This window comes from Bradyrhizobium lupini, from assembly GCF_040939785.1.
GTDB classification, from domain to species: Bacteria; Pseudomonadota; Alphaproteobacteria; order Rhizobiales; family Xanthobacteraceae; genus Bradyrhizobium; species Bradyrhizobium canariense_D.
The window spans coordinates 1,859,497-1,885,108 of sequence record NZ_CP162553.1; the positions used below are offsets into that span (position 1 = coordinate 1,859,497).

General features: G+C 64.6%; 18 protein-coding genes and 3 pseudogenes. 10 read left to right on the forward strand and 11 right to left on the reverse strand.

Annotated features, from left to right (window positions below):
- Positions 1-28: 28 nt before the first annotated feature.
- Both AB3L03_RS09090 and AB3L03_RS09095 read right to left on the reverse strand, forming a co-directional pair.
- Positions 29-1,831 carry a tetratricopeptide repeat protein gene (locus AB3L03_RS09090; RefSeq protein WP_368508448.1) on the reverse strand — a complete coding sequence of 601 codons (1,803 nt, stop codon included), beginning with the start codon at positions 1,829-1,831 and terminating at the stop codon, positions 29-31.
- A 329-nt stretch (positions 1,832-2,160) separates the two neighbouring features.
- On the reverse strand, positions 2,161-3,822 hold the full coding sequence (locus AB3L03_RS09095) for an electron transfer flavoprotein-ubiquinone oxidoreductase (RefSeq protein ID WP_368508449.1): 1,662 nt from the start codon (positions 3,820-3,822) through the stop codon (positions 2,161-2,163).
- A gap of 135 nt (positions 3,823-3,957) precedes the next feature.
- Here AB3L03_RS09095 and AB3L03_RS09100 point away from each other — a divergent pair.
- Positions 3,958-4,766, forward strand: a pseudogene (locus AB3L03_RS09100) (uracil-DNA glycosylase family protein).
- A 63-nt stretch (positions 4,767-4,829) separates the two neighbouring features.
- On the opposite strand, the gene AB3L03_RS09105 reads toward AB3L03_RS09100, so the two are convergent.
- From AB3L03_RS09105 to AB3L03_RS09120, 4 genes are all read right to left on the reverse strand, one after another.
- Complete coding sequence (locus AB3L03_RS09105; RefSeq protein WP_018454909.1) at positions 4,830-6,338, reverse strand: glycosyltransferase family 39 protein; 1,509 nt, start codon at positions 6,336-6,338, stop codon at positions 4,830-4,832.
- 98 nt (positions 6,339-6,436) lie between these two features.
- Positions 6,437-7,294, reverse strand: coding sequence for a ribonuclease HII (locus AB3L03_RS09110; RefSeq protein WP_204513850.1), 858 nt, complete (start codon positions 7,292-7,294; stop codon positions 6,437-6,439).
- A 77-nt stretch (positions 7,295-7,371) separates the two neighbouring features.
- Positions 7,372-7,827, reverse strand: a complete 456-nt coding sequence (locus AB3L03_RS09115; protein ID WP_018454911.1) for a VOC family protein — start codon at positions 7,825-7,827, stop codon at positions 7,372-7,374.
- A gap of 23 nt (positions 7,828-7,850) precedes the next feature.
- Positions 7,851-9,014 (reverse strand): PA0069 family radical SAM protein, encoded by a 1,164-nt coding sequence (locus AB3L03_RS09120; protein ID WP_018454912.1) that lies wholly within the window; start codon positions 9,012-9,014, stop codon positions 7,851-7,853.
- Between the two features lie 211 nt (positions 9,015-9,225).
- On the opposite strand from AB3L03_RS09120, the gene AB3L03_RS09125 reads away from it, so the two are divergent.
- From AB3L03_RS09125 to AB3L03_RS09140, 4 genes are all read left to right on the forward strand, one after another.
- Positions 9,226-11,640 carry a phosphoketolase gene (locus AB3L03_RS09125; protein WP_368509025.1) on the forward strand — a complete coding sequence of 805 codons (2,415 nt, stop codon included), beginning with the start codon at positions 9,226-9,228 and terminating at the stop codon, positions 11,638-11,640.
- 8 nt (positions 11,641-11,648) lie between these two features.
- Complete coding sequence (locus AB3L03_RS09130; protein ID WP_368508450.1) at positions 11,649-12,833, forward strand: acetate/propionate family kinase; 1,185 nt, start codon at positions 11,649-11,651, stop codon at positions 12,831-12,833.
- A 338-nt stretch (positions 12,834-13,171) separates the two neighbouring features.
- Positions 13,172-13,747 (forward strand): glycosyl transferase, encoded by a 576-nt coding sequence (locus AB3L03_RS09135; RefSeq protein ID WP_204513849.1) that lies wholly within the window; start codon positions 13,172-13,174, stop codon positions 13,745-13,747.
- Between the two features lie 63 nt (positions 13,748-13,810).
- Complete coding sequence (locus AB3L03_RS09140; protein ID WP_085352622.1) at positions 13,811-14,737, forward strand: helix-turn-helix domain-containing GNAT family N-acetyltransferase; 927 nt, start codon at positions 13,811-13,813, stop codon at positions 14,735-14,737.
- A gap of 244 nt (positions 14,738-14,981) precedes the next feature.
- Here AB3L03_RS09140 and moaB read toward each other — a convergent pair whose 3' ends face one another.
- Together moaB and AB3L03_RS09150 are read right to left on the reverse strand one after the other, a co-directional pair.
- Positions 14,982-15,545, reverse strand: a complete 564-nt coding sequence (gene moaB, locus AB3L03_RS09145) for a molybdenum cofactor biosynthesis protein B (protein WP_204513848.1) — start codon at positions 15,543-15,545, stop codon at positions 14,982-14,984.
- Between the two features lie 134 nt (positions 15,546-15,679).
- A pseudogene (locus AB3L03_RS09150) lies at positions 15,680-16,614 on the reverse strand (neutral zinc metallopeptidase).
- Positions 16,615-17,014: 400 nt separating this feature from the next.
- Here AB3L03_RS09150 and AB3L03_RS09155 point away from each other — a divergent pair.
- The 3 genes from AB3L03_RS09155 to AB3L03_RS09165 all read left to right on the forward strand — a co-directional run bounded on the left by AB3L03_RS09155 (position 17,015) and on the right by AB3L03_RS09165 (position 19,412).
- Positions 17,015-18,145 (forward strand): site-specific DNA-methyltransferase, encoded by a 1,131-nt coding sequence (locus tag AB3L03_RS09155; RefSeq protein ID WP_368508451.1) that lies wholly within the window; start codon positions 17,015-17,017, stop codon positions 18,143-18,145.
- A 121-nt stretch (positions 18,146-18,266) separates the two neighbouring features.
- A complete protein-coding gene (locus AB3L03_RS09160) occupies positions 18,267-18,593 on the forward strand; it encodes a hypothetical protein (protein ID WP_018454920.1) in 327 nt (108 codons plus the stop codon).
- A gap of 132 nt (positions 18,594-18,725) precedes the next feature.
- The gene (locus AB3L03_RS09165; RefSeq protein WP_317244901.1) at positions 18,726-19,412 is read left to right on the forward strand and encodes a glutathione S-transferase family protein; all 687 of its coding nucleotides are present in this window, start codon (positions 18,726-18,728) and stop codon (positions 19,410-19,412) included.
- A gap of 59 nt (positions 19,413-19,471) precedes the next feature.
- Here the strand turns inward: AB3L03_RS09165 and AB3L03_RS09170 are convergent.
- Both AB3L03_RS09170 and AB3L03_RS09175 read right to left on the reverse strand, forming a co-directional pair.
- Positions 19,472-21,482, reverse strand: a pseudogene (locus tag AB3L03_RS09170) (methyl-accepting chemotaxis protein).
- A gap of 340 nt (positions 21,483-21,822) precedes the next feature.
- On the reverse strand, positions 21,823-22,266 hold the full coding sequence (locus AB3L03_RS09175) for a nuclear transport factor 2 family protein (protein ID WP_085352627.1): 444 nt from the start codon (positions 22,264-22,266) through the stop codon (positions 21,823-21,825).
- A gap of 90 nt (positions 22,267-22,356) precedes the next feature.
- Here AB3L03_RS09175 and AB3L03_RS09180 point away from each other — a divergent pair, with 90 nt between their 5' ends.
- Positions 22,357-23,277 carry a LysR family transcriptional regulator gene (locus AB3L03_RS09180; protein WP_085352628.1) on the forward strand — a complete coding sequence of 307 codons (921 nt, stop codon included), beginning with the start codon at positions 22,357-22,359 and terminating at the stop codon, positions 23,275-23,277.
- Positions 23,278-23,476: 199 nt separating this feature from the next.
- Here the strand turns inward: AB3L03_RS09180 and AB3L03_RS09185 are convergent, their stop codons facing one another.
- A complete protein-coding gene (locus tag AB3L03_RS09185; protein WP_026232844.1) occupies positions 23,477-24,097 on the reverse strand; it encodes a glutathione S-transferase family protein in 621 nt (206 codons plus the stop codon).
- Between the two features lie 128 nt (positions 24,098-24,225).
- Here AB3L03_RS09185 and AB3L03_RS09190 point away from each other — a divergent pair, with 128 nt between their 5' ends.
- Positions 24,226-25,503 carry a flavin-dependent oxidoreductase gene (locus AB3L03_RS09190; protein ID WP_085352630.1) on the forward strand — a complete coding sequence of 426 codons (1,278 nt, stop codon included), beginning with the start codon at positions 24,226-24,228 and terminating at the stop codon, positions 25,501-25,503.
- Positions 25,504-25,612 lie beyond the last annotated feature (109 nt).

Sequence of the window (25,612 nt, forward strand, 5' to 3'; positions counted from 1 at the left end):
TGACGACACGCCCCCAACTTCAACTCACTCAGCCGCCCTTGCCGTCGTCCTTCTTCTTCTCCTTCTCCGCCTGCGCAGCCGAGGAGTTCGAATTGTCGTCGGTCATACCGTTTGCAATCTTGGCCTCGATCTTCGGAAGCTCATCCGCTTCGGGCTTGAGATCGCGGGCGTGGGCCCACTGGAACTTGGCTTCCAGCGTGCGGCCGACGCGCCAATAGGCGTCGCCAAGGTGATCGTTGATAGTGGGATCCTCGGGCTTGAGATCAATGGCGCGCTCGAGGTTCTTCACCGCGTCCTCGTAATTGCCGATGCGGTAATAGGCCCAGCCAAGGGGGTCGACGATGTAGCCGTCATCCGGGCGCTGCTCGACTGCCCGCTTGATCATCTTCATGCCTTCGTCGAGATTGATGCCCTGGTCAATCCAGGAATAGCCGAGATAGTTGAGGACGTGCGGCTGGTCGGGTTGCAGCTCGAGCGCCTTCTTCATGTCGGCTTCGGCCTTGCCCCACTGCTTGGAGCGCTCCTCGCAGATGCCGCGATAATAATACCAGACGCTGTTGGCCTTATCGTTGCCGGCCGGCAGCACGTCGACGCCTTGCGAATAGGTCGCGCCGCATTCGCCGAACTTCTTGCGGCCGCGCTCGATGTTGCCGAGCGCCATGATGGCTTCGAGATCCTTGGGATCCTCAGTGGTGACGCCCTTGAGGATCTTGATCGCCTCGTCGGTGCGGTCGGCGGAATCCAGATCGATGGCGAGCTGGATTTGGGCGTTGCGCTTGAGTGGAGAGGACGACGGCACCCGCTCGTAGACCTTGATCGCCATCTGCGGCCGCTTCACCGATTCATAGAGATCGGCGAGCGAGAGCAGCGCCAGGGGATGGGTGGGCTGCAGGTAGAGCGAGAGCTGGAGGTAGACCAGCGCCAGATCCTCGCCGCCGCGGCGGGTCAGTGTGGCGCCGATGCCGTAGAGTGCTTCTGCGGCGCCGGCTTGCGCGCTATCGACCAGCGGCGGCATCTTCTTGCCGGCCTTGGTGTCGCGCAACCCTTCCACGATCAGCGGATGGCGGGCGAGCTTCTTGTCGAAAGCCTGGTAGACCGTGGTCGCGGCGGCCGAGTCCTTGTTGCGAGATAGCCAGCGCGCATAGGCCTCGGTGACACGCAACATGGAATCGTCGAGCTTGTAGGCACGCTCGAACCGGGTGCCAGCGTCTTTCTCCTTGCCGGCGAGTTCGAGGATCATGCCGGCATGGAGATCCTTGAACAGCGGATACCATTCAGGACCGGCCAGCTTGTCGATGGTGGCGACGCCGCCCTTGGCATCCCCCGCACCATAGGCGGCCCAGCCCGACAGCAGCGTGGCGACGAGATCGGTGATCGGACCGCGGATCGACTGGTTGATGTTGGTCTGCGCGGTCGCGTACTTCTTGAACTTGAGATCGTGCACGCCAACGACGAGCCGTGCAACGCGGTTGGTCTTGTCGATGGTCAGGATGCGCTCGGCGAGCTTGACAGCCTCGTCGATGTCACCGTCGGCGACCGAGGAGATGAAGGCGCGGTCGAGCAGCTCGTTGTTCTTGGGGTCGGTGCGCAGGGCCGAGCGATAGAATGCAGCGGCGGAGGCCGCGTCGCGCTCGACGCTGGCGTGGCGGGCGGCGAGATAGCTGCCGGAGGTGGTCAGCGCCTTCAGATCGTTTCGGGTCGGAAACTGCGCCGCCGTGTCGGACGGATGGTCCGGCGTCTGCGCCCGGACCGCGCCGGGGACCGTCGCCATCGCTGAGCCCATGAGGGCAATGGCGGCAACAGTCCAACGGTTGAAACGATTTGAAAGCATCGGGGCTCGCCTTGAGTTGGTAGTGCCTGGGTTTGCAGAAGGCCGTATCGCAAGCGAACGCGGCCGGTGGCATGGGACCCGGAACCGTCAGGCCGACAATGCCGCTTTTGGCGCTTCACCGCAAGGATCGGGCCGGGCGATCCCCTCCGCACGGCACAAATCGGCCAAGTGACCCGTCAAGAGCGCCCCAAGACGCCGCCAGTATGGCCTTATCGTGACCACGGGGACCGCGGCCGGGTTCTCACGCGAACGTGCGTCACAGGGCGAAGATCACGCAACTCTGGTCACATTGGCCTCGGTCACATGGATCGTGACTTGCTGACCCCAGCCTACATGGCCTCGTAGTTCGGACCGCCGCCGCCCTCCGGGGGAACCCAGGTGATGTTGCCGTTGGGGTCCTTCACGTCGCAGGTTTTGCAGTGAACGCAGTTCTGGGCATTGATCTGGAAGCGCGGGCCCGAACCTTCCTCGATCCACTCATAGACGCCGGCCGGGCAATAGCGATTCGAGGGACCGGCAAACACGTCGTGCTCGGAGGTCTTCTGGAGGTTCATGTCCGTGACCTTGAGATGGACCGGCTGGTCCTCCTCATGATTGGTATTGGACAGGAACACCGACGAGAGCTTGTCGAAGGAAATCTTGCCGTCCGGCTTCGGGTAGGTTCTCGGCGCGTGGGTCTTGGCCGGATCGAGCGTCGCGCGATCGGGCTTCGCGTGCGACTGGGTGCCAAATAGCGAGCCGCCGAACAGCGTGTTGCACCACATGTCGAAGATGCCGAGCCCGGCGCCGATGAAGGTGCCGAACTTCGACAACAACGGCTTGGCATTGCGGACAGGATAGAGGTCCTTACCGACGACGGAATCGCGCCAACCGTTCTCGTATTCGACCAGCTCATCATTGGCGCGGCCCGCAGCGAGAGCCACGTTAACATGTTCGGCCGCGAGCATGCCGGTGCCCATGGCATTGTGCACGCCCTTGATCCGGGGCACGTTGACGAAGCCGGCCGCGCAGCCGATTAGCGCACCGCCCGGGAAGCTCAGCCGCGGCACCGACTGGTACCCGCCTTCGGTGATGGCGCGCGCGCCGTAAGCCAGCCGCTTGCCGCCTTCAAGCGTCGCGCGGACGGCCGGATGGTTCTTGACGCGCTGGAATTCGTCGAATGGCGACAAATAGGGGTCGTTGTAGTTGAGATGAACGACGAAACCGATCGACACCAGGTTCTCGTCATAATGGTAGAAGAACAGGCCGCCGCCGGTGTTGTTGTTCAAGGGCCAGCCAACCGCGTGCTGCACGAGGCCCTTCTGATGCTTGGCCGGATCGATCTGCCAGACTTCCTTGAGCCCGATGCCAAATTTCGGCGGCTCACTTTTGGTGTCGAGCGCGTATTTCGAGATCAGCTGCTTGGTCAGGCTGCCGCGCGCACCTTCGGCGAACAGCGTGTACTTGCCGAGCAATTCCATGCCACGGGTAAAGGAGTCCTTCGGCTTGCCGTCCCGGCCGATCCCCATGTCGCCGGTGGCGATGCCGCGCACCGCGCCATTGTCGTCATAGAGCACTTCGGCCGCGGCAAAACCGGGATAGATCTCGACGCCTAGCGCTTCCGCTTTGCGCGCCAGCCAGCGGCAGACATTGCCGAGCGAGCCGATATAGCAGTGATGATTGTCCATCAGCGGCGGCATGATGAAGTTCGGCAGCTTGATCGCGCTGGTCTCGGTGAACCAGAAGAAGCGGTCGTCCTTGACCTGCGTCTTGAGCGGACAATCAGGATCCTCGCGCCAGTCCGGGATCAGCTTGTCGAGCCCGGCCGGATCGATCACGGCGCCGGAGAGAATATGCGCACCGACCTCGGAGCCCTTCTCCACCACCACGACATTGAGATCGGCATTGATCTGCTTCAGCCGGATCGCCGCAGCCAGGCCCGAGGGACCGGCGCCGACGATGACGACGTCGAATTCCATGGATTCGCGCGGGGGAAGTTCTTCGGTGCTCATCTGATCTCAGCCCTTGAGACGGTCCTTGGTCGATTGCGCCCTCTTGTTTCCGATTTTTCCGGGTAGGACAACCTCGGAAATGCGTTTCGCCGGGGTGCAAGGCGCCCCAAACTGGACTAATAGTCAGACTTTCCGATGATCCCAGAACCCGCACCCACGGTCCGAGAGCTGCTCGCCTTCTATCTGGAGGCCGGAGTCGATTGCACGCTCGCGGAGGAACCGATCGACCGCCTGGCGGAATTGGATGTTCCACCTCCGGCCCCGCGCGCGCCACCTCCAGTCGAGGCCCCACGGCCGGTCGCCGCGCCCGCGGTGATGCGCGGCGAGGCGGCACCTGCGCCCGACATCGCGATCGCCTCGGCGCGCGAGGCCGCACGCACCGCGCCAAGCTTGGAGGCGCTGCGCGAGCTGATGCAGAGCTTTGACGGCTGCGCGCTGAAGCACACGGCGACACGTTTGGTTTTCGCCGACGGCAATCCGCAGGCACGCATCATGTTCGTCGGCGAGGCACCGGGCCGCGACGAGGACATCGAGGGGCTGCCCTTCGTCGGGCGCAGCGGCAAGCTGCTCGATTTGATGATAGGAGCCATAGGCCTCAACCGCACCACGGCCTACATCGCCAACGTGATTCCTGGCGGCCGCCCGGCAACCGCACGCCGACGCCGCAGGAGACGCAAATCTGCCTGCCGTTCATCCAGCGCCAGATCGAGCTGGTGAATCCGGAGGTGCTGGTGACACTCGGCAATCCCTCGACGCAGACGCTGCTGTCGACCCGCGAAGGCATCATGCGTACCCGCGGCCGCTGGTTCGACTACGAGACGGGCGGGCGCACCATTCGCGCGCTGCCGACCTTCCATCCCGCCTATCTGTTGCGCTCGCCGTCGTACAAGCGGCTGGCCTGGCAGGATCTGCGCGCGATCGCGAAGGTGCTGGCGGAGGCGTGAGGGGCGGCTGTGGATTGCTTCGTCGCAAGGGCTCCTCGCAATGACCACCGAAAGAGCGAGCAACTAAGTCCCCTTCGGCCGCACGATGGCCCAGCCGATGCGCAGGAGTTGCTGGCGTCCGGTCACCAGCCATTCGAAGGCGCGCGGGACTTCCGGCACGATGCCGGGAAAGCGCGCGAGGATGTCCGGCGGCGGCGTGCCGGCGGTATCGGAAGCGCGCCAGACCACGACGCCGCCGGTCTCGCTGAATTTGGCCTGATTGATCCAGGGTGTACGCGCGGGCTCGGCATCGATGAAGAGATGCGGCCGGCCGGAATGCAGCGTGATCAAGCTCGCAAGCTGGGTCTCGCCGGCGACCGCGCGCAGGCGATGATTGGTGCGGCGGGCAAAGCTCTCGTCGAAGAAGTCCGAAATCGCGCGGGCCGGCATCGAGGTCGCGATCTCGTTGGCACCGGTCCACGGCAGCAGCAGGACGGCGAGCACGACGCCGATTGCGGGCGCCACGACGGCAGCCGCCCAGACCATCCGCAGCATCCTCGCGCGGCGCATCGCGATGAGATCGCCGGCCCCCACGACCACGGCAAGCCCCGACAACACCAGCACGACGCCGGCGCCGCCGACGACGGCGTCGAGGCCCAGCAGGCCGGAGATCAGCACCGCGCCGAGCGCCGGCGCCAGCGCGAAGAAATAGACGAAATTACGTGCGAGCGGCTCGACCGGCGGGCGGTAGATGATCGGCGCCTCCTCGCTCTTGGGCACGAACAGGCCGGTGTTGAGGACGGTCAGCGCCGGGATCGCCGCCGCACCGAGCAGGAGCCCCCCGAGCAGCCAGGCCGCGTGCAGCGCACGGGCATTGAGCTGGGCGACCTCAGGCAGGGCCGGCAGGACGAGCGCCTCGGCGCGCGTCAGCCAGACGGCATAGGGCAATGCCAGCACGGCGACGACCACCAGCGCAAACAGCGGGTCGAAGGCACGCAACGTGCGGCGGCCGTCCGCGGTTGCGAGCGCGAAGACGACGATCAGCAGCAGCAGGAAGATCGCAGCCGGCGTCGTCAACAGCAAGAGGCCGGCCTCGATCGACCAGGCAAACCAGGCGTTGCCGCGGCGCTGTCCGATGATCTGCCAGGAATGCAGCAGCAGCAGCGCCCAGAGCGGTCGCGCCAGCACCAGAGGGCCGAAGTCGAGTGTGGGCGAGGAGAAGGCCAGCAGCGTCATGGTCAGCAGCACGGCCAGCACTGCCTGCTGGGGGCCGACCACCGCGCGGGACAGATGATAGAGCGTGATCAACGTCGCGATCCCGCAGAGCTCGGCCAGCACGTAGACACCGAACAGGTGGCCGCCGGCAGCGCGATAGGCGATGTCGGCGAGCCAGACCGGCAAGGGCGGCCCGAGATCGGTGCCGACCTGGTATTCGCGGCCGAAGGCCAGCAGGGTCGCGAGACTGCCGGGCGGGCTGCGATAAAACACCAGCGCCACGAACAGCCACATCGCGGCCTGGAGCAGCACGGCGATCCAGACGATCAGCCGCGGCCGCGCGCGAATGAGCTCGATGACCAGGGAGGTAAACCGCATGCAACGTCCGAAAGATGCAGCCAACCCGTGAAGCCGGCCCTATTCGCTCACGACTGTTTTGATAAAGGGCGTGACGCGTCGTGGCAACTGAGTCTCGTCTAGAGATTTGCCGACGCGTCGACTTCCAGGCTCGCGTCCACCTGCAGCTCGATCTCGGTCACCGCAAACAGATCCTGCGCCGGCTCGACCGTCCAGGGCATGTGCTTGGCGCGTGCGGCGGCGACGGGGGCGAAGAAGCTGCGGTGGTGGACGGTGGGACCGAGGCGGTTGAGCGCGTCGAGGTGCTCGGGCACGGCGTAGCCCTTATGCTGCTCGAAACCGTAGCCGGGACAGTCCTGCGCCAACGCGCACATCAGGCGGTCCCGCGTTACCTTGGCGATGATCGAGGCCGCTGCGATCGACAGGACGATGCCGTCGCCGCCGATCACGGCCTCGCAATCGCATTCCGTGTCGAGCCGGTCGCGGCCGTCGACGAAGACGTGCCGCGGCTGCTGGGGCAGCGCCACCACGGCGCGCTTCAGCGCCCACAGCGAGGCGCGCAGGATGTTGTCGCGGTCGATGCGGGAGCGCGAGGCGACGGCCACCGAGACCTGGGCGGTCGCGCAGATCTTGCCGAACAGCCTTTCGCGCTCCTCGGCCGTCAGGCGCTTGGAATCGTCGATGCCGCGCGGGATGCGGTCGGGATCGAGAATCACCGCCGCCGCCACCACCGGACCGGCCAGTGGCCCGCGGCCCGCCTCATCGCAGCCCGCTACCGGCCAAACGCCGCGCTTGATCAGCGCGCGCTCACGGCGGAAGCTTGGGGCAACGATGATGGCGCTCTTTGTGCCGGCCAGCGCCTTGGCGATTTTTTTGGGCGCAGCTTTCTTGTTCTCAGGCGCAGCCTTCTCGCTCTTAGGCGCAGCCTTTTTGGGCGCGCCTTTGGCCGGCTTCTTTGCGGATTGATCCCGAATCATGGCCGGGATCGTGCGCAAGCGGCATGGCCTGCGCAATCGGGAACCTCGAACAATTCCCGTTATTCAAGCCAGCCGCCCTATTCCGCCAGATGCACCCGCCGGTCCTCGCCGACGTCGATGCCGGGCGCGACCACGACCTCCCAGGGATGGCCGTCAGGATCGGCGAAATAGCCGGAATAGCCGCCGTAGTCGGTCTCATGTGCTGCCTTCAGCAACGCGGCTCCCTTGCTGACGGCGAAGACCAGCACCGCATCCACCTCCTCACGCGCGCGGCAATTCCAGGCGAGCGTCATGCCGCGGAACGTCGATGGCCTCGGATGATCAGGCAATTTGGCGTCGACCGCGAGTTGATCCCAGGGAAACAACGCGAGCACCGGACCGCCGGTGTCATAGAACGCAACGGTCTCGCCGGTTACCTTGAGCCGGCGCGAGAAACCGAGCGCGTCGTAAAAGGCAATGCTGGCGCGGATGTCGTTCACGCCCAGCGTGATGACGGTCAGCCGCGGGATAGGAGCTGGCGGTTCCTTACTCATAGACGCCTCTCTCACTTCGTCCCTCAGAACAGGCTGAGCTGATCGCCGTTCCGCTTCGGCTTGGCAAAATGATCCGTCGTCAGCTTGGCGCGCCGTTTGTTCAGCCCGAGCCTGTCGCAAGCGATCTCGAAGCGGCGGCCGATGGTCCAGGCCATCGGGCCGGTGCCCTTCATGCGCTCGCCCCATTTCGCATCGTAGTCACGGCCGCCGCGCATGTCGCGGATCAGCGTGAAGACGTGGCGATACCGGTCCGGATAGTTCGCCATCAGCCATTCCCGAAAGAGATCGCGCACCTCGAGCGGCAACCGCAGCAACACGTAGGAGGCCTCCTTGACGCCGGCATGGGCGGCGGCATCCAGGATGCGCTCGATCTCGGAATCGTTCAGCGCGGGGATCACGGGCGCGACCATGACGGTGGTCGGAATGCCAGCCTCGGAAAGCTGCTTCAGTGCCTCCAGCCGCTTCGGCGGCGTGGACGCCCGCGGCTCCATGGTGCGCGCTAGTTTCGGATCGAGCGAGGTCACGGAGATCCCGACCTTGGCGAGGTTGCGTTTGGCCATTCGCGCGAGAATGTCGATGTCGCGCACGACCAGCGCCGACTTGGTGACGATCCCGACGGGATGGCCGGCGCGCTCCAGCACCTCCAGAATGCCGCGCATGATTTTGCGCTCGCGCTCGATCGGCTGATAGGGATCGGTGTTGGTGCCGATCGCGATCATCCGCGGCTCGTAGCCCGGCGCCGCAAGCTCCTTCTCGAGCAACGCCGGCGCCTCGGGCTTCACGAACAGCTTCGACTCAAAGTCGAGCCCCGGCGACAGGCCAAGATAGGCATGCGTCGGCCGCGCGAAGCAATAGACGCAGCCGTGCTCGCAACCGCGGTAGGGATTGATCGAACGATCGAAGCCGATGTCGGGAGATTCGTTGCGGGTGATCACCTTGCGCGAGGTGTCGATCCCGACCGTGGTCTTGAACGGGGGCAGTTCTTCAAGGCTCTGCCAGCCATCGTCGAATGCGACGCGCGCCTCGGCCTCAAACCGGCCGCTGGCGTTGGACTGCGCGCCCCGGCCTCGCCTGCGCTGGCGGTCGATGGCGACCGCCAGCTCAGGGAAGTCAGAAGGCGCACCCGCCGGCTCGGAGGGCGCCGTGACCGGCGGGTGCTTGAGAGCATGAGAGGATGCTGGACTCATGAAGCCAAGATAGCATGTCAAAGGAACAAATCAAGAACACAAACAAAAAACGTGAAAACAACCCCATGCACAGTCGAGCTGCCCAAATTTCGGGCGGGGGTTTTTGACTTCACGCAACACCAGCGTGACCACGATTCCGTTTGATCACGGGAGGGATCGATCGTCGCGGAACATGGTTGATGACGATCGTTGGGTGAAGGTCGGCAAGAACATGACAAATCAACAACAATTGGCCGCAGCGAGCAGCAACCTCGATCTGCTCGACCGCTATTGGCGCGCCGCGAACTATCTCTCCGTTGGGCAAATCTATCTCCTCGACAATCCGCTGCTGCGCGAGCCCTTACGGCCCGAGCACATCAAGCCGCGTTTGCTCGGCCATTGGGGCACGACGCCCGGTTTGAACTTCATTTATGCCCATCTCAACCGCGTCATCCGCGCGCTGGACCTGAACGTGATCTATGTCTGCGGTCCCGGGCACGGCGGCCCCGGCATGGTCGCCAACACCTATCTCGAAGGCAGCTACAGCGAGCTCTATCCCGATATCGCGCGCGATACCGAGGGGTTGCGCAAGCTGTTCAGGCAATTCTCCTTCCCCGGCGGCATCCCGAGTCACGCGGCGCCGGAAACGCCGGGCTCGATCCACGAAGGCGGTGAGCTCGGTTACGCGCTGGTGCATGCCTATGGCGCGGCCTTCGACAATCCCGACCTGATCGTCGCCTGTGTCGTCGGTGACGGCGAGGCCGAGACCGGCCCGCTCGCCGCGTCCTGGCACTCCAACAAATTCCTCAATCCTGCGCATGACGGCGCGGTGCTGCCGATCCTGCATCTCAACGGTTACAAGATTGCCAATCCGACCGTGCTCGGCCGGATGCGCGACGACGAGATCCGCGATCTCTTCCGCGGGCTCGGCCACGAGCCGCTGTTCGTCGAGGGCGACGATCCCAAATTGATGCACCGGGCCATGGCAGACGCGCTCGACGTCGCGCTCGTCAGCATCCGGTCGATCCAGCAGCACGCCCGCGACGGCCGCAAGAGCGTCGAACGTCCGCGCTGGCCGATGATCGTGCTGCGCAGCCCGAAGGGCTGGACCGGCCCCAAGGAAGTCGACGGCAAGAAGGTGGAGGGCTTTTGGCGGGCGCATCAGGTGCCCGTCGCGAACTGTCGCGAGAACCCAGCGCATCTGAAGATTCTCGAAGACTGGATGCGCAGCTACGAGCCGGAAAAGCTGTTCGACGCGAACGGCGCGCTCATTGCCGAGCTCCAGGCGCTCGCGCCCGAAGGCAATCGCCGCATGGGCGGCAATCCGCACGCCAATGGCGGCCTTCTGAAGAAGGAGCTGAAGCTGCCGGACTTCCGCAGTTTCGCCGTCGAAGTAGCGCAGCCGGGCGGCGTCGTGGCGGAGGCAACCCGCGAGCTCGGGAAATTCCTGCGCGACGTCATCCGCCTCAACACCGAGGCCCGCAACTTCCGCATCATGGGCCCGGACGAGACTGCGTCGAACCGGCTCGATGCGGTGTTCGAGGCCACCGAACGCGTCTGGATGGAGCCGACAAAACCTTACGACGTGCATCTCGCCCAGGACGGACGCGTGATGGAAGTCCTGAGCGAGCATCTCTGCCAGGGCTGGTTAGAGGGTTACCTGCTCACGGGCCGGCACGGCTTCTTCTCCTGCTACGAGGCGTTCATCCACATCGTGGATTCCATGTTCAACCAGCACGCCAAATGGCTGAAGGTGACCCGGCATCTGCCGTGGCGGCGACCGATCGCCTCGCTCAACTATCTGCTCACCTCGCATGTCTGGCGTCAGGACCACAACGGCTTCAGCCATCAGGATCCCGGTTTCGTCGATCTCGTCGCCAACAAGAAGGCCGACATCGTCCGCATCTACTTCCCGCCGGATGCCAACACGCTGCTGTGGATCGCCGATCACTGCCTGCGCACCTATGACCGCATCAACGTCATCGTCGCCGGCAAGCAGCCGGCGCCGCAATGGCTGTCGATGCAGGAGGCAGCCACGCATTGCGCCGCCGGCATCGGCATCTGGAGCTGGGCCGGCACGGAAGATGCGAATGGCGAGCCCGGTGTCGTGATGGCCTGCGCCGGCGACGTGCCGACACTGGAAACGCTCGCTGCCGTCGACCTGCTGCGCAAGGCGCTGCCCGAGCTGAAGATCCGCGTCGTCAACGTCGTCGACCTCATGACGCTGCAACCCAGGGAGCAGCACCCGCACGGCTTGTCCGACCGCGACTTCGACGGCCTGTTCACGCGCGACAAGCCGGTGATCTTCGCCTATCACGGCTATCCTTATCTGATCCACCGGTTGACCTATAACCGCACCAACCACGCCGGCATGCACGTCCGCGGCTTTGCCGAGGAAGGCACCACGACGACGCCGTTCGACATGGTCGTGCTCAACGAGCTCGACCGCTATCACCTCGCGATCGAGGCGATCGAGCGCGTGCCGGGGCTCGCGACCAGGGCGGCGCAGGTGAAGCAGCAATTCCGCGACAAGCTGATCGAGCATTCGCGCTATGTGCGCGAACACGGCGAGGACATGCCGGAAATCCAGGAATGGGTCTGGCAGAACAGCGCCGGCGGCAACACGCCGGCAGAGGCAGGCGACTGAGGAGAGCCATGTCGAACACGGTTCTCGTTCTCAACTCGGGATCGTCGAGCATCAAATTCGGCCTGTTCGATATCTCGGCGGCCGAGCCCGCCCTGCTCTGCAAGGGCCTGCTTGACGAGCACGAGACGAAGCCGCGGCTCGTCGTGAAGAGTCCCGCGGGCGAAGACCTGTTCGAGAAACGGAGGGAAGCATCGGATGCGGCCAGCGATCATCTGTTCGCCGACGTGCTCGGCTTCATCGAGGATCGTTTCGGCGACCATCGCTTGCGCGCCGTCGGCCATCGCGTCGTCCATGGCGGTCCGGACTATTCCGCTCCGGTCGAGCTGACGGAGGATGTCACCGCAAAGCTGCAAGCGCTGACGCCGCTGGCGCCCCTGCACCAGCCGCGCTGCCTGGCTCCGGTCCGCACTATCACGGCGATCAGGCCCGACCTGACGCAGATCGCCTGCTTCGATACCGCTTTCCACCACGGCATTGCGCCGCCCGCCAGCCGCTTCGCCATTCCGCGACGTTATGAAGAGCGCGGCATCCGGCGCTACGGATTTCATGGCCTCTCGTTCGAATATGTCGCGGGACGGCTCGCCCGAATCGCGCCGCAGCTCGTGGCGAAGCGCACTGTGATCGCGCATCTCGGCAGCGGCGCGAGCCTGTGCGGCTTGCGCGACGGCCGCAGCATCGACACCACGATGGGACTGACGCCGCTCGACGGGCTGGTGATGGGCACGCGCTGCGGCAGGCTCGACCCGGGCGTGCTGCTCTATCTGCAACAGCACGAGAAGATGTCGGTCGAAGATGTCCAGCACCTACTCTACCACGAATCGGGCCTGCTCGGCGTCTCCGGCATCGCGTCGGATATGCGCATGCTGCTTGCGAGCCGCGAAGCTGCGGCGCGGGAGGCGGTCGAGCTCTTCACCTTCCGCGCCGCGCAGGAGGTGGCGGCGATGGCGACAACGCTTGCAGGGCTAGACTGCCTGGTCTTCACCGGCGGCATCGGCGAGCATGCCAGCGAAATCCGCAGCGCGATCGGTGAGCGTCTCGACTGGCTCGGCGTGCGCATCGATGCCGCTGCGAATGATGCGGCGCGCGAGCGCATCAACGATGGCGATAGCGCAGTCGATGTCTTCGTCATTCCAACGAATGAGGAACTGATGATCGCACGACATTGTGCGGCGGTGCTGCGAACAGCGAGTTGACCGGCGTTCATTCGAAGCCCTCGTCAGCAGCGTGGTTGCACGTTTTCCCGTCCTCGCGCTCGTCCGCTATCGCATCCTCCTCTTGCATGATTGCGAACGGCCGGCGCGCCGCGCAATATTGCGGCTCACCTCCGGATTAATACGGACAGGACAGGCTGGGGCGACACATTCGGCAATATCGCCGCCCCGTACGGGACATATTTGGATGCGAGGGCTGCAGCGGTTTACCATCGTCTGCCGAGGCGCGGCCGGAAAGTTGCACTCGGCAGCGCCATGTTTTATGACGCCCTCATAATGAGCTACGCTTCTCCCGAAGTGTGGACAGTGAAGCTTCCATCATGCTGAGCGTCATCATTCCGACCGAAGGCGTCGAGCAGACGGCCGTCGCAACTCTGGCCGCGCTGGTACCCGGTGCCGCCGCAGGCGTCATCCGGGAAGTGCTCCTGGTCGACGGCACCCGCAATGGCGTCATCGAGCGCGTTGCCGACGTCGCGGGCTGCCGTTTCATCGGCTTCGAAGGATCCACTCAAGGCGCCGCGCTCGCCGCCGGCGCACTCCAGGCCCGTTCGTCCTGGCTGATGTTCCTGCCCGCGGGCGCCGTGCTGGAAACCGGCTGGATCGAGGAAACCACCCAGTTCATCCAGTCCGTCTCGACCAGCGGCCGGGATCGTGCGGCCGTCTTCCGCTATGCGCGCTCGCCCTACGCCGATGCCGGCTTCCGCCACATCCTCCGGGCCCTGATGCGCAAGCTCGTCGGTCCCTTCGGCGATCAGGGACTTTTGATCGCGCGTGATCACTACGACCGCATTGGCGGCTACCCGCCCCAAGCCCGCCACTCCGAGGCACGGCTGCTCCGGCGGCTCGGCCGCTCGTCGCGGATCATGCTGCGCAGCCGGATCGTCATGGTCGGCTGAGGCACCTCGATACTTGCCAAGGTCAAATAATTATTTGACAATGGCAAATATCGGAGGTGACCCTTGTCGTTCAATCCTACCGACGACCACATCGCAGCGGTCCGCGCCTTCAACCGCTTCTACACCCGCAAGCTTGGCGTGCTCGACCAGCACCTTGGCAAGAGCCCGTTCTCGCTCAGCGAGGCCCGCGTGCTCTACGAGCTCGCGCAACGGGACGACCTTGCCGCCAAGGAGATCGGCAACGAGCTTGGCCTCGACCCCGGCTATCTCAGCCGGATCGTGCAAAGCTTCGACGAAAAGGGCCTGATCACCCGCAGGGCCCTGCCCGCGGATCGCAGGCAATACCAGCTCAGCCTCACCGCCAAGGGGCGCCAGGCCTTTGCCAAGCTGAACCTGGGCTCGCAAAATGAGGTCGCCGCAATGCTGGCTCAGCTTTCGACCAGCGATGCAACGCGGCTCACGCAGGCTATGGCGACCATCGAGGCCGTGCTGGAGCATCGAAGCCACCCCGCGGCTTTCATGCTGCGCAGCCATCGCGTCGGCGACATGGGCTGGGTCATCTCCCGGCAGGCCGCCGCCTATGCGGCCGACTACAACTGGGATATCAGCTACGAGGCCCTGGTCGCCGAGATCTGCGCACAGTTCATCAAGAACTATGACGCCGCCCGCGAGCACTGCTGGATTGCGGAAGTGGGCGGAGAGCCGGTCGGCTCTATCTTTCTGGTCAAGGCCACGGACCAGATCGCCAAGCTGCGCCTGTTGCAGGTGGAAAAGAAAGCGCGGGGACTCGGTGTCGGCCGCGCGCTGGTCGACCAATGCATCCAGGGTGCGCGCGAGAGGGGCTACAGCAAGATGACGCTGTGGACGCAAAGCATCCTGGTCGCCGCGCGTGGCATCTATCAAAGCGCAGGCTTCAAGCTCGTGAAGAGCGAGCCGCATCACAGCTTCGGGCAGGATCTGATTGGGGAAACGTGGGAGCGGGATCTGTAGAACTCTCGCAACGAGCGAGAGGCGCATGTATGCGCCCTCGCCCCTTGTGGGAGAGGGCAGCGATGCTGCCAGACGCACACTCACTAGGGCGAGGGGTATGTCTCCGAGCACTCCGTGCCGATAGATACCCAAGCTTCGCTTCGGCATTCTTTAAGGACGGGCGGCCGAAGGCGGCCTATGCCACCTTTCCCGCATCCGCCTTCGCTAAAGCTTCGGCCGACATGAGCGGAGAAGAAATGTCCAACTACACCGTCGCGCCCCGGGCCTTCGGCCGGCGCAGGTGCTCGTCCAGCCGCGGCATGATCTCGACGAAATTGCAGGGGCGCGTGCGGTAGTCGAGCTGGGCTTTGAGGATGCCGTCCCAGCCGTCGCGGCAGGCACCGGGCGAACCTGGGAGGCAGAAGATGTAGGTTGCGCCCGCGACGCCGGCCGTGGCGCGGCTCTGGATCGTCGACGTTCCGATCTTGGCGTGGCTCAGCATGTGGAATGAGATCGAGAAACCGTCCATGCGCTTCTCGAACAAGGGCTCGATCGCCTCCGGCGTGACGTCGCGCCCGGTGAAACCGGTGCCGCCGGTGGTGATGACGACGTCGACACCTGCGTCCGCAATCCAGCGGCGGATGACGGTGCGGATCGCCTCGACGTCATCGGTGACGATCTCGCGCGCGGCGAGATGATGGCCGGCAGCGGTGAGACGGTCGGCCAGGGTCTGGCCGGATTTATCATCCGCCAGCGCGCGCGTGTCCGACACGGTGAGCACCGCGATGTTGAGCGGGACGAACTGTTTTGTTTCGTCGATGGAGGTCATTGCAACGCACCTTCTTCACAGACCACAGACGTCATCCTGAGGTGCGCGCTCTTGCGCCCTCGAAGGATGGGCCACGGGCTCGCCATCCTTCGAGGCTCGCCAATTGGCGAGCACCTCAGGATGACGGATAACCCCTACTGTCCGCCCCCAAACGTGTTGCAGGCCTGGACGGTGCCCTGCTGGTAGCCGGTCATGAACCATTGTTTGCGTTGCGCCGCCGAGCCGTGGGTGAAGGATCGGGCACGACGCGGCCTGTGGACTGGCGCTGCAGCGTGTCGTCGCCGATCGCGCTCGCCGTGGTGAGTGCGGCGTCGATGTCGCCCGGCTCCAGGAAGTTCGGCCGCTTCTTCGCCTCGCGATTGACCCAGACACCGGACAGGCAGTCGGCCTGCAATTCGACCTTCACCTGCAGCGCATTGGCCTCCGCCTTGCTGCCGGCCTGCTGCTGCAGCCGCGTCACGCGCGGAATGATGCCGAGCAGGTTCTGGATGTGATGGCCGGCCTCATGGGCGATGATGTAGGCGGTGGTGAAGTTACAGGCCGACTTGCCGGAGCAGCCGCGAAAACGCGTCTCGACCTCTCGGAAGAAACCGGTGTCGAGGAAGATGGTCCTGTCGGGCGGACAATAGAACGGTCCCATCGCCGACTCCGCCCGGCCGCAGCGCCCGCCATTGGTGACGTTGCGGAACAGCACGACCTTTGGACCGGTAAAGGACTGGCCGGAGGCCTGGAAGATCTCGCTCCAGCGATCGTCGATCTCGCCGAGGATGCCGGAGATCATGCTGCCCATCTCGTCGGTCGGCGCGCCGCGCTTGGCGTTGGACGACGATTGGCGATCGGTCTGGTAGGACGGCGCCTGGCCGCCGCCGGTGAGTATCTCGGCGCCGCCGATCAGGATGCGCGGATCGATGCCGAAGGCGTAGCCGACCAGGCCGAGCACGATGATGGTACCGATCCCAAGCCCGCCGCCGCCCATGGGGAGGCCGAACCCGCCTCCTCCACCGCCGCCGCCACCATCGTCGCGACGATCCTCGATGTCGTCGCTGCGGCGGAAATCATCGTAGCGCATGGCGGCTTCCCTCGGTCCTAGCTCAATTCGGCGCGAAAGCGCGAAAGCTCAACGCGCCACATACGTTTCCGTTGCGTTAATCAATATCCCGCTCGGCAATTATTGCCTAGTGCGACAGCATGGCAATGCCAGCAATTTTTTCCGGGCATCGAGCAATTTTTTCCGAGAGGAATTTTGAGTCTTTTTGCGCTCCGATCACAGCCGCAACGCGAAGAAACGCGAAATACACTGCAAAACATGGAGAATGCGCGGAGCGAGCCGCGTGCAAGGCGCGATGTGAGGGCTGTTCACGAAAGCCACGGGTTAAGTCGATTTTTACTTTGCCGCTTCAATGTAACGGTCAGTCGGTTGTTTGGTCCCGCGTCGCCGACAGCGTCGCCTGAGTCAGAGTTCTTGAGTCATGGTAGAGTCGCGTCGCGGGGCGTCTGCAAGGGCGCCCCGCACAAATTTTGAGTCTCCTTCGCACAGCATCGTCCTCGGCGATTGCGTCGCCGAGATGTCGAAGCTTCAGGCTGGTTCGGTCGACCTGGTGTTCGCCGATCCACCCTACAATCTCCAGCTTAAGGGCGATCTCAAGCGCCCCGACGGATCTCATGTCGATGCGGTCGACGACGACTGGGACAAGTTCGATTCGTTCTCCGCCTATGACGATTTCACCCGCGCCTGGCTGCTCGCCGCCCGCCGCGCGATGAAGCCGTCGGCGACGATCTGGGTGATCGGCTCCTATCACAACATCTTCCGCGTCGGCGCGATCATGCAGGACCTCGGCTTCTGGCTGCTGAACGACATCGTCTGGCGCAAGACCAACCCGATGCCGAATTTCCGCGGCCGCCGCTTCACCAATGCGCACGAGACCATGATCTGGGCCGCGCGGGACGAGAAGGCCAAGGGCTACACGTTCAACTACGAGGCGCTGAAGGCCGCCAACGAGGACGTGCAGGCACGGTCCGACTGGCTGATCCCGCTTTGCACCGGCGAGGAGCGCCTCAAGGGCGCCGACGGCAAGAAAGTGCACCCGACGCAGAAACCGGAAGGCCTGCTGGCGCGCGTGCTGCTGTCGTCCTCCAAACCCGGCGATCTCGTGATCGATCCCTTCAATGGCACCGGCACCACCGGCGCGGTCGCAAAGCGCCTCGGCCGCTCCTATATCGGCTTCGAGCGCGACAAGACCTATGCGAAAGCGGCCGAAGCGCGCATCGCCGCGATCGAGCCGCTTCCGGAGGCAAGCCTCGCCCCGTTCATGACGGCGCGCGAAGCGCCGCGTGTGGCGTTCTCCGAGCTGATCGAGCGTGGCATGATCATGCCCGGCACCAAGCTGTTCGACGCGAAGAAGAAACTCGGCGCGCTGGTGCGTGCCGACGGCGCCATCATGTTCGGCGACAAGGTCGGCTCCATCCACCGCATGGGCGCAGTGGCGCAGGGCGCGCAAGCCTGCAACGGCTGGACCTTCTGGCACATCGAGACCAAGAAGGGTCTTAAGCTGATCGACGAGCTGCGCGCCGAGATCCGCGCCGGCATGGCGGCGGGGTAGCCTTCCTTTCGTCGTCCCGGAGCGCGCCTCCTGGCGCGGCCCCGGAATGACGAGACTGGTTGAATACAGCGGCCGGCGGGACTAGATTGACCGCCTACGCCCCGTCTTGACCGGTCGAGCCATGCGACGACAGTCCGAGACATTGCTGCTGGTGCCGCTGCTGCCGATCTTTCTGGTCGGCATGTTTCCGATGTTCCTGATCGCGCTGCTGGGATTTTTCGGCCTCGCCTTGTTCGGCGTGCTCGTGGTCTGTGTCGGGCTCGCCAGCAGCAACGAGGCCCACGACAGCTTCAATCACGACGTCATCGTTCACGGCTACGCGCGCGGATCGGAGCGCGCGGCGCGGGCCTCCGACATGCATATCGCTACCCGGCTCGGGTTGCGCCTGGAGGTCGTGGGCGCGGCCATGGTCATTACGGCGGCGATCGGCCTTTGTTACGCCGGCTGATCTGCGTGACGCGCAGACGCCGCCCGGCAAACTCGCCGGTTGCCCTCCCCGATAAGGTTCAGGCAAGACAAGGCCGCTTGCGGACATGTTGCTGACTCCACTCTCAGCCAACAAACACAGGGGAGATGCCCGATGCTCAAATTCTATTTCAACGGTTCGCCGAACCCGACCAAGGTCGCGCTTTATCTCGAAGAGGCCGGCCTGCCCTTCGAGCCGGTGAAGATCGACACCCGCACGGGCGAGCAGTTCACGCCGGACTACCTGAAGATCAATCCGAACGGCAAGGTGCCGGCGATCGACGACAACGGCACCATCGTGTTCGATTCCAACGCCATCCTGCTGTATCTCGCCGAGAAGACCGGCAAATTCCTGCCGGCCGCCAATGTTCGCGGCGAGATGCTGTCATGGCTGATGTTCGTCGCCACCGGCGTCGGGCCGTATTCGGGCCAGGCCGTGCACTTCAAGCATTTTGCGCCGAAAGACCAGAACCACGACTACGCGCATAACCGCTATCAGTTCGAGACCGATCGCCATTACAAGATTCTCGACGGCCACCTCAAAGGCCGCCGCTATATGGTCGGCGAGAGCTATTCGATCGTCGACATGGCGCTGTGGGGGTGGGCGCGGATGGTGCCGTTCAAGCTCGGCGACGATGCCTTCGCGCGATACCCGAACGTGAAGCGGCTGGTGGACGAGATCTCGGCGCGGCCTGCGGCGACGCGCGCGATCGCGCTGAAGGACAAGTTCACCTTCAAGGCGGAAATGGACGACGAGGCGCGCAGCAACATGTTCAAGCACATGACGACGAAAGTCGCCTGATCGTCTCAGGTCACAATGCGAGGCCACGCGCATGCGCGTGGCCTTTTGCTTCTTGAGGCTCAGGCGGCGTGGACCGAGCTCAGGAAGTTGGCGACTTCCTGCTTCAAGCGATTGCTGTCGGCCGACAGCGAGCGTGCCGCCGAGAGCACCTGCGAAGACGCCGAGCCGGTCTCGGACGCCCCGCGCTGCACGTCGCCGATGTTGGACGACACGAGTTGCGTGCCTTGGGCCGCCTGCTGGACGTTGCGGGAGATCTCCTGCGTCGCCGCACCCTGCTCCTCCACGGCGGCGGCGACCGTCGACGAGATCTCCGACAGCCGCTCGATGGTGCCGCTGATTTCCCTGATCGAGCCGACCGACTCCTCCGTCGCAGCCTGGATGCCCGAGACCTGCTGGGCGATCTCACCGGTGGCCCTCGCGGTCTGCTCGGCGAGCGCCTTGACCTCCGAGGCGACTACGGCGAAGCCGCGGCCGGCTTCACCCGCGCGCGCCGCCTCGATGGTGGCGTTCAGCGCCAGGAGGTTGGTCTGGCCGGCGATGGTGCTGATCAGCTCGACCACGTCGCCGATGCGGGCTGCAGCCTTGGAGAGCTCGCTGACGCGCGCGTTGGTCTTGCTCACCTGACCGACGGCTTCGCCCGCTATGCGCGCCGATTCCTGCACCTGGCGCGCGATCTCCGTCACCGAGGAGGACAACTCCTCGGTCGCGGAGGCGACCGCCTGCACATTGGCCGAGGCTTCCTGGGAGGCGGATTGCACTTCGGTGGAGAGATCCTGAGCGCGCCTCGCGGTCGCGGTCAGGGTGCCGGCCGAGCCCTCGAGCTCGTGCGATGCCGAGGATACGGTATCGACGATCTCGCCCACCGCCTGCTCGAACTGGCTGGCGAGCCGGGCCATGTCGGCCTTGCGGCTCTCGGCCTGCCGGGCCTCGGTTGCGGTCTGCTCATGGCGCAGCCGTTCGGTCTCGATCATGTTTGTCTTGAAGACGTCGATCGCCTTGGCCATGTCGCCGATCTCGTCGACCTTGCCGCGCGAGGGGATCTCGACGGCGAGATTGCCGCCGGCAAGCAGCCCCATTGCGCGCGTCATCGAGGTCAGCGGCCGCACGATGCTGCGGGCGGTCAGGAAGGCGACGATCAGTCCGAACAGGACGGCGAGGCCGCCCGCGATCTCCTGCAGCGAGGTCGTGCCGTCGATCACAGCATCGGCCGCGGTGCGCGAGATCCTTGTAATCCGTCTTCAAGGCGGTTTCCGTGACCTTGAGCTTGGCGATGCTCGCGGAGATGAGCGGTGCGAGATCCTTGTGGTAGATCTCGTCGGACCGCAGCATCGCGGCAGAGGTCGTCTCAAACGCGGATTTATAGATACCAAGGGCGGTCTTCACAGGCGTCAGAGACGAGCGAAGGTCCGCCGCCTGCGGGCTCCTTTCGACGGCCGCCAGCCGCTGCACCGCCCTGTCGACATTGGTTCTGAAGGCGGTGGGCCCGTTGGCGTCGCGCAGAGCGAGGAAGCGCCAGTTCGCGATTCGAACCAGCAGGACCCGGGACTCGAGGTCCGCGACGAGCGACACCGTGTCGTCGTCGGCGGCGGCACGGGCCACATCGACCAGCTTGGCCATCTTGACGGTCAGCTCTTCGCCACTCGGCAACAGCGTCGCCTTGCCGGTCCGCGCCTCGTTGACGGCGTCGCCGAGACTGTCGCGCAGGCTTTTCATTTTGGCGATGTCGGCGATCAGATCGTCGTAGAGCTTCCGCCGCTCCTCCGAGAGGGTGCCCTTTGCTCCCAGCTGCAACAGCCCGGTCGCCGCGGCCTCTCGCTCGGCAGCCTCCCGCATCGCAGGCTCGTTGGCGTCGTAAATGTAGCGCAGATTGGCCCGCTGGATGGCCTGAAGATGGGTCGATATCTCCAGGACGCGCGCCGTGCTGTCCGACAACGCGGAGAGTTTTGCGACCTGATCCTGGACGGATCGCAAATTCCAGATGGCGACCACCGCCATCACAAGACCAACCGCCACCAAGGCCATGAAACCTGCGTACAGGCGTCCCCTGATCCGCAAACGAAAACTCGGCATTCCCACTGTCCACCCAGATGCATGTCAATTCGAGCGGCCGGCCTAATCCGGCGATCGTCACCGGCCACTCTGGCAGCCGCGCGTCGCGTTGTTCGCGACCCACGCTGCACCGCGACACAATGGGGGACACTCGTTAATTGAACCTTCAAATTTTTCGCGCGCGCATCCGTCGGATGGTACAACATCTGCTGATTTTATCGGCAGGTGAGCAAGGTTTTAGCGAGAAGCCCGCAGCGGCATGCAGGCCGCTGCAGCTGGTCCGGCCTGCGCCAGACCAACACGCCCCTCGCGGACCGCGGCGGACGGCACCGGTCGACGGAGGCGACGCTGCTCGATCCGCTCAGCTCGCGGCCCTCACGGCCGTTTGTGGAAACGGACCAAGGGCCTTCTCGGTCAGCACCGAGTCGCAATATTCCCGGATCTCCTTGATCTTGCCGTCCTCGAGACGAAACACGAGACAATAGTCGTTGTCGTAGCGCACGCCTTCTGGCGTGACATTGTCGCCCTTTGCTTCGACGACGACGATATCGCCGTCGGCGATGAAGCGATGAGCGACCGTCCGCGTCCGGTCGACAAGGCGGGTCCGCACATAGCCGTGCAGATCGTTGAGGATCGCCTGTTTGCCCGAAAAGGTGCGGGACCAGGAATACTGGCCGGTCACGATCCATTTGGCGTCGTCGGCAAGACTTTCGGTGAACAAGCCACGGTCGCGCGCAGCCGGATCGGGGCTGGCGGCGGCTGCAAAGATATCCTGCATCAGTTTCTTGTTGGCGCTCGCGCTCATGGCGGCATCTCCTTTGGTGAGAACACGGAAATCATCGCCGCCGGTGCTAAATTCTTCAAATCGATAGTGGATATGATATCTATTCGCCTCATGAATTTGAATTCGCTCGACCTCAATCTCCTGACCGCGCTCGACGCGCTGCTGCGCGAGGCCAGCGTCAGCCGCGCCGCATTGCGGATCGGGCTGTCGCAGCCGGCGGCGAGTCATGCGCTCCAGCGTCTGCGCGACATCCTTGGCGATCCGCTCTTGGTACGCACAGGCGCGCGGATGGAGTTGACGCCGCGGGCGCAAGCCTTGCGCGCGCCGCTGGCGCAGGCGCTCGACCAGGTGCGCGGGCTGTTCGTATCGGATGAATTCGATGCGGCGCGCAGCGAGCGGCAATTCCGACTGATGATGCCGGACCTCGCGGTCGAGCTGTTGATGCCGCCCTTGATGGAAAAGGTGACGCAGGCCGCCCCCAACGTCCGCATCGACGTGGTGCCGTGGCGAGGACCGGCGATTTTCCACGCCGAGTTCGCCCGCACCATCGATCTCGTGATCTCGATCGGCAACGCCTTCAAGGGATTTCACCGCCAGTTGCTTTACACCGACAGCGACGCGCTGGCGGTGCGGCGCGGCCACCCCGTGGCTGCGAAGCTGAAGCGGCGCGAGACGTTCCTGGCTGCACGCCATGTCGGCGTAATCATCCGCGGCCAGCCGGAGGACCTCATCGACACTTGGCTGGGCACCAAGGGCATAGACCGGCATATCGCTCTCGTCGTCCCGGGTTATCTCGAAGCGCTGCACGTCGCCGCCCGTACCGACCTCGTCGCCTTCGTGCCGCGCCGGTTGATCGCGGCGCTGTCGAAGCAGCTCGGCCTCGTCACGGTGACGCCGCCGCTCGACCCCGGCATCGATGAGCAGTTCATGTTCTACCCGACCCGCGCGCAGATGGATCCAGGCTCGATCTGGCTCAGGCGGCTGATGCTGGAGACGGGACGGTATTTGGAGAAGAAAGGGCGCGCTGGATAGGACGCAACTTCAAAGCAAATGGTGTCGTCCCGGACAAGCGCAGCGAAGCGGAGCGCCGATCCGGGACCCATAACCACAGGACGTGGTTTGGCGAAGACTCGTGATTGTCAGCTTGCGTCACAACTTCTCCCTGTGGTTATGGGTCCCGGGTCTGCGCTGACGCTTGCCCGGCACGACAGGGGAATATATTGCCGCGCTCCTACGCCTTCTGCGCGTCCATCACCTTGCGCACGGCGGGGCGGTCGGACATGCGCTTGAAATGGTCGGCGATCTTGGGCGTCGCGTTGATGTCGACGCTGTCGCCTTCGAGCCACGTCGACAGGGTGTAAAGATAAGGATCGCAGATCGTGTATTGCTCGCCCATCACCCACGGCCCCTTGTACATCTTCTGCTCGATCAGGGCGAAGCAGGCGCCCATGGTCTTCGGGATCATCGCCTTCATGTCGGCGAACGAGCTCTCTTCGCTCGCCCAGCGTGCGCCGCGCATCTTGTGGGCATGGTTGATGTGCACGGTCGAGCAGAGGTAGGAGTTGAACGACTGGACCTGGGCGAAGTCGAAGGGATCGTCGAGCGGCGCGAGCTTCGCCTTGGGGAAGGTCTGCGCGAGATAGGCGAGCATCGCCGGGGTCTCGGTCAAAACGCCGCGATCGGTCACCAGCGCGGGGACGCGGCCTTTCGGGTTGATCGCGAGGTACTCCACGCTGTTCTGCTGGTTGTCCTTGAAGCTCAGCCGCTCCGCCGCGTAGTCGGCGCCGGCTTCTTCCAGGGTGATGTAGGTGGCGAGCGCGCAGGTGCCGGTGGCGTAGTAGAGCTTGAGCATGTCGGACCTCATGGGAAAGCCGGAAGGTAACGGCTGCGGGCCCCGAGGTCCATAGCACGAACCTCTCTTCGCAGTTGCCCACCGGCGCCCGGCTGTGCCAAGACGCCCCGAGTTGGAGGGGCTTTCCCATGACCGTACTCATCGCCGGTGGCGGCATCGGCGGGCTGACGCTTGCACTCAGCCTGCACGGAATCGGCATTCCCGTAAAAGTGTTCGAGAGCGTCGCCGAAGTGCGGCCGCTCGGCGTCGGCATCAACGTGCTGCCGCATGCGGTGCGCGAGCTGATCGAGCTCGGGTTGATGGACAAGCTCGATGCCAGCGGCGTGCGCACCCGCGAGCTTGCCTATTTCTCCAAGCACGGCAAGCCGATCTGGAGCGAGCCGCGCGGGCTGGAGGCCGGCTATAAATGGCCGCAGTTTTCGATCCATCGCGGCACGCTCCAGCAATTGCTGCTCGACACCGCCATCGAGCGCCTCGGCCGCGACAACATCCTCACCAGCCATCATCTGACCGGCTGGAGCGAAACCGCCGACGGCGTGCGCGCCGATTTCGTCGATAAGGCCACCGGCAAGGCCGCGGGGACTTACGACGGCACGATCCTGATCGCCGCGGACGGCATCCATTCCGCCGCGCGAGAAAAACTCTATCCCGACGAAGGCCCGCCGATCTGGAACGGCCGCATCCTGTGGCGCGGCGTCACGCCCGCAAAAGCCTTCCTCAGCGGCCGCACCATGATCATGGCCGGTCACGAGATCCTGAAATTCGTCTGCTATCCGATCTCGAAGGAACCGGACGCCGCGGGCAACCATCTGATCAACTGGGTTGCCGAGCGCCACATGCCGCCGACCTATCAATGGCGGCGCGAGGACTATAACCGCACCGCGCGGCTGGAAGAGTTTTTGCCCTGGTTCGAGAGCTGGCAGTTCGACTGGCTCGACGTGCCCGGCCTGATCAAGAACTGCCCGCATGCCTATGAATATCCGCTCGTCGATCGCGATCCGGTGTCACAATGGACTTTCGGCCGGGTCACGCTGATGGGCGACGCCGCACATCCAATGTACCCGATCGGCTCCAACGGTGCCTCGCAGGCGATCCTCGATGCCCGCACCATCACCCGCGAGATCCTGGCGCACGGCCCGACGCAGGCGGCCCTGCTCGCCTATGAGGCCGAGCGGCGGCCTGCAACCACTAGTCTCGTCCTGCTCAACCGCAAGAACGGCCCCGAGCAGGTGATGCAGCTGGTCGAGGAGCGCGCGCCCGACGGCTACAAGGTCGTCACTGACGTGCTGTCGCAACAGGAGCTCGAGGATGTTGCCGCCAACTACAAGCGCGTCGCCGGCTTCCAGGTGGAAGCGCTGAATGCGAAGCCGCCGATCGTGAGCAAGGACGCGCGCGCGACGAAATGAGTATTCGCACGAAGCGAGACGCACGTTGATGCGCCCTCGCCCCTTGCGGGAGAGGGCAGCGACGCCGGTAGACGCAAGCTCACTCGGGTGAGGGGTCTGTCTCCGCGAG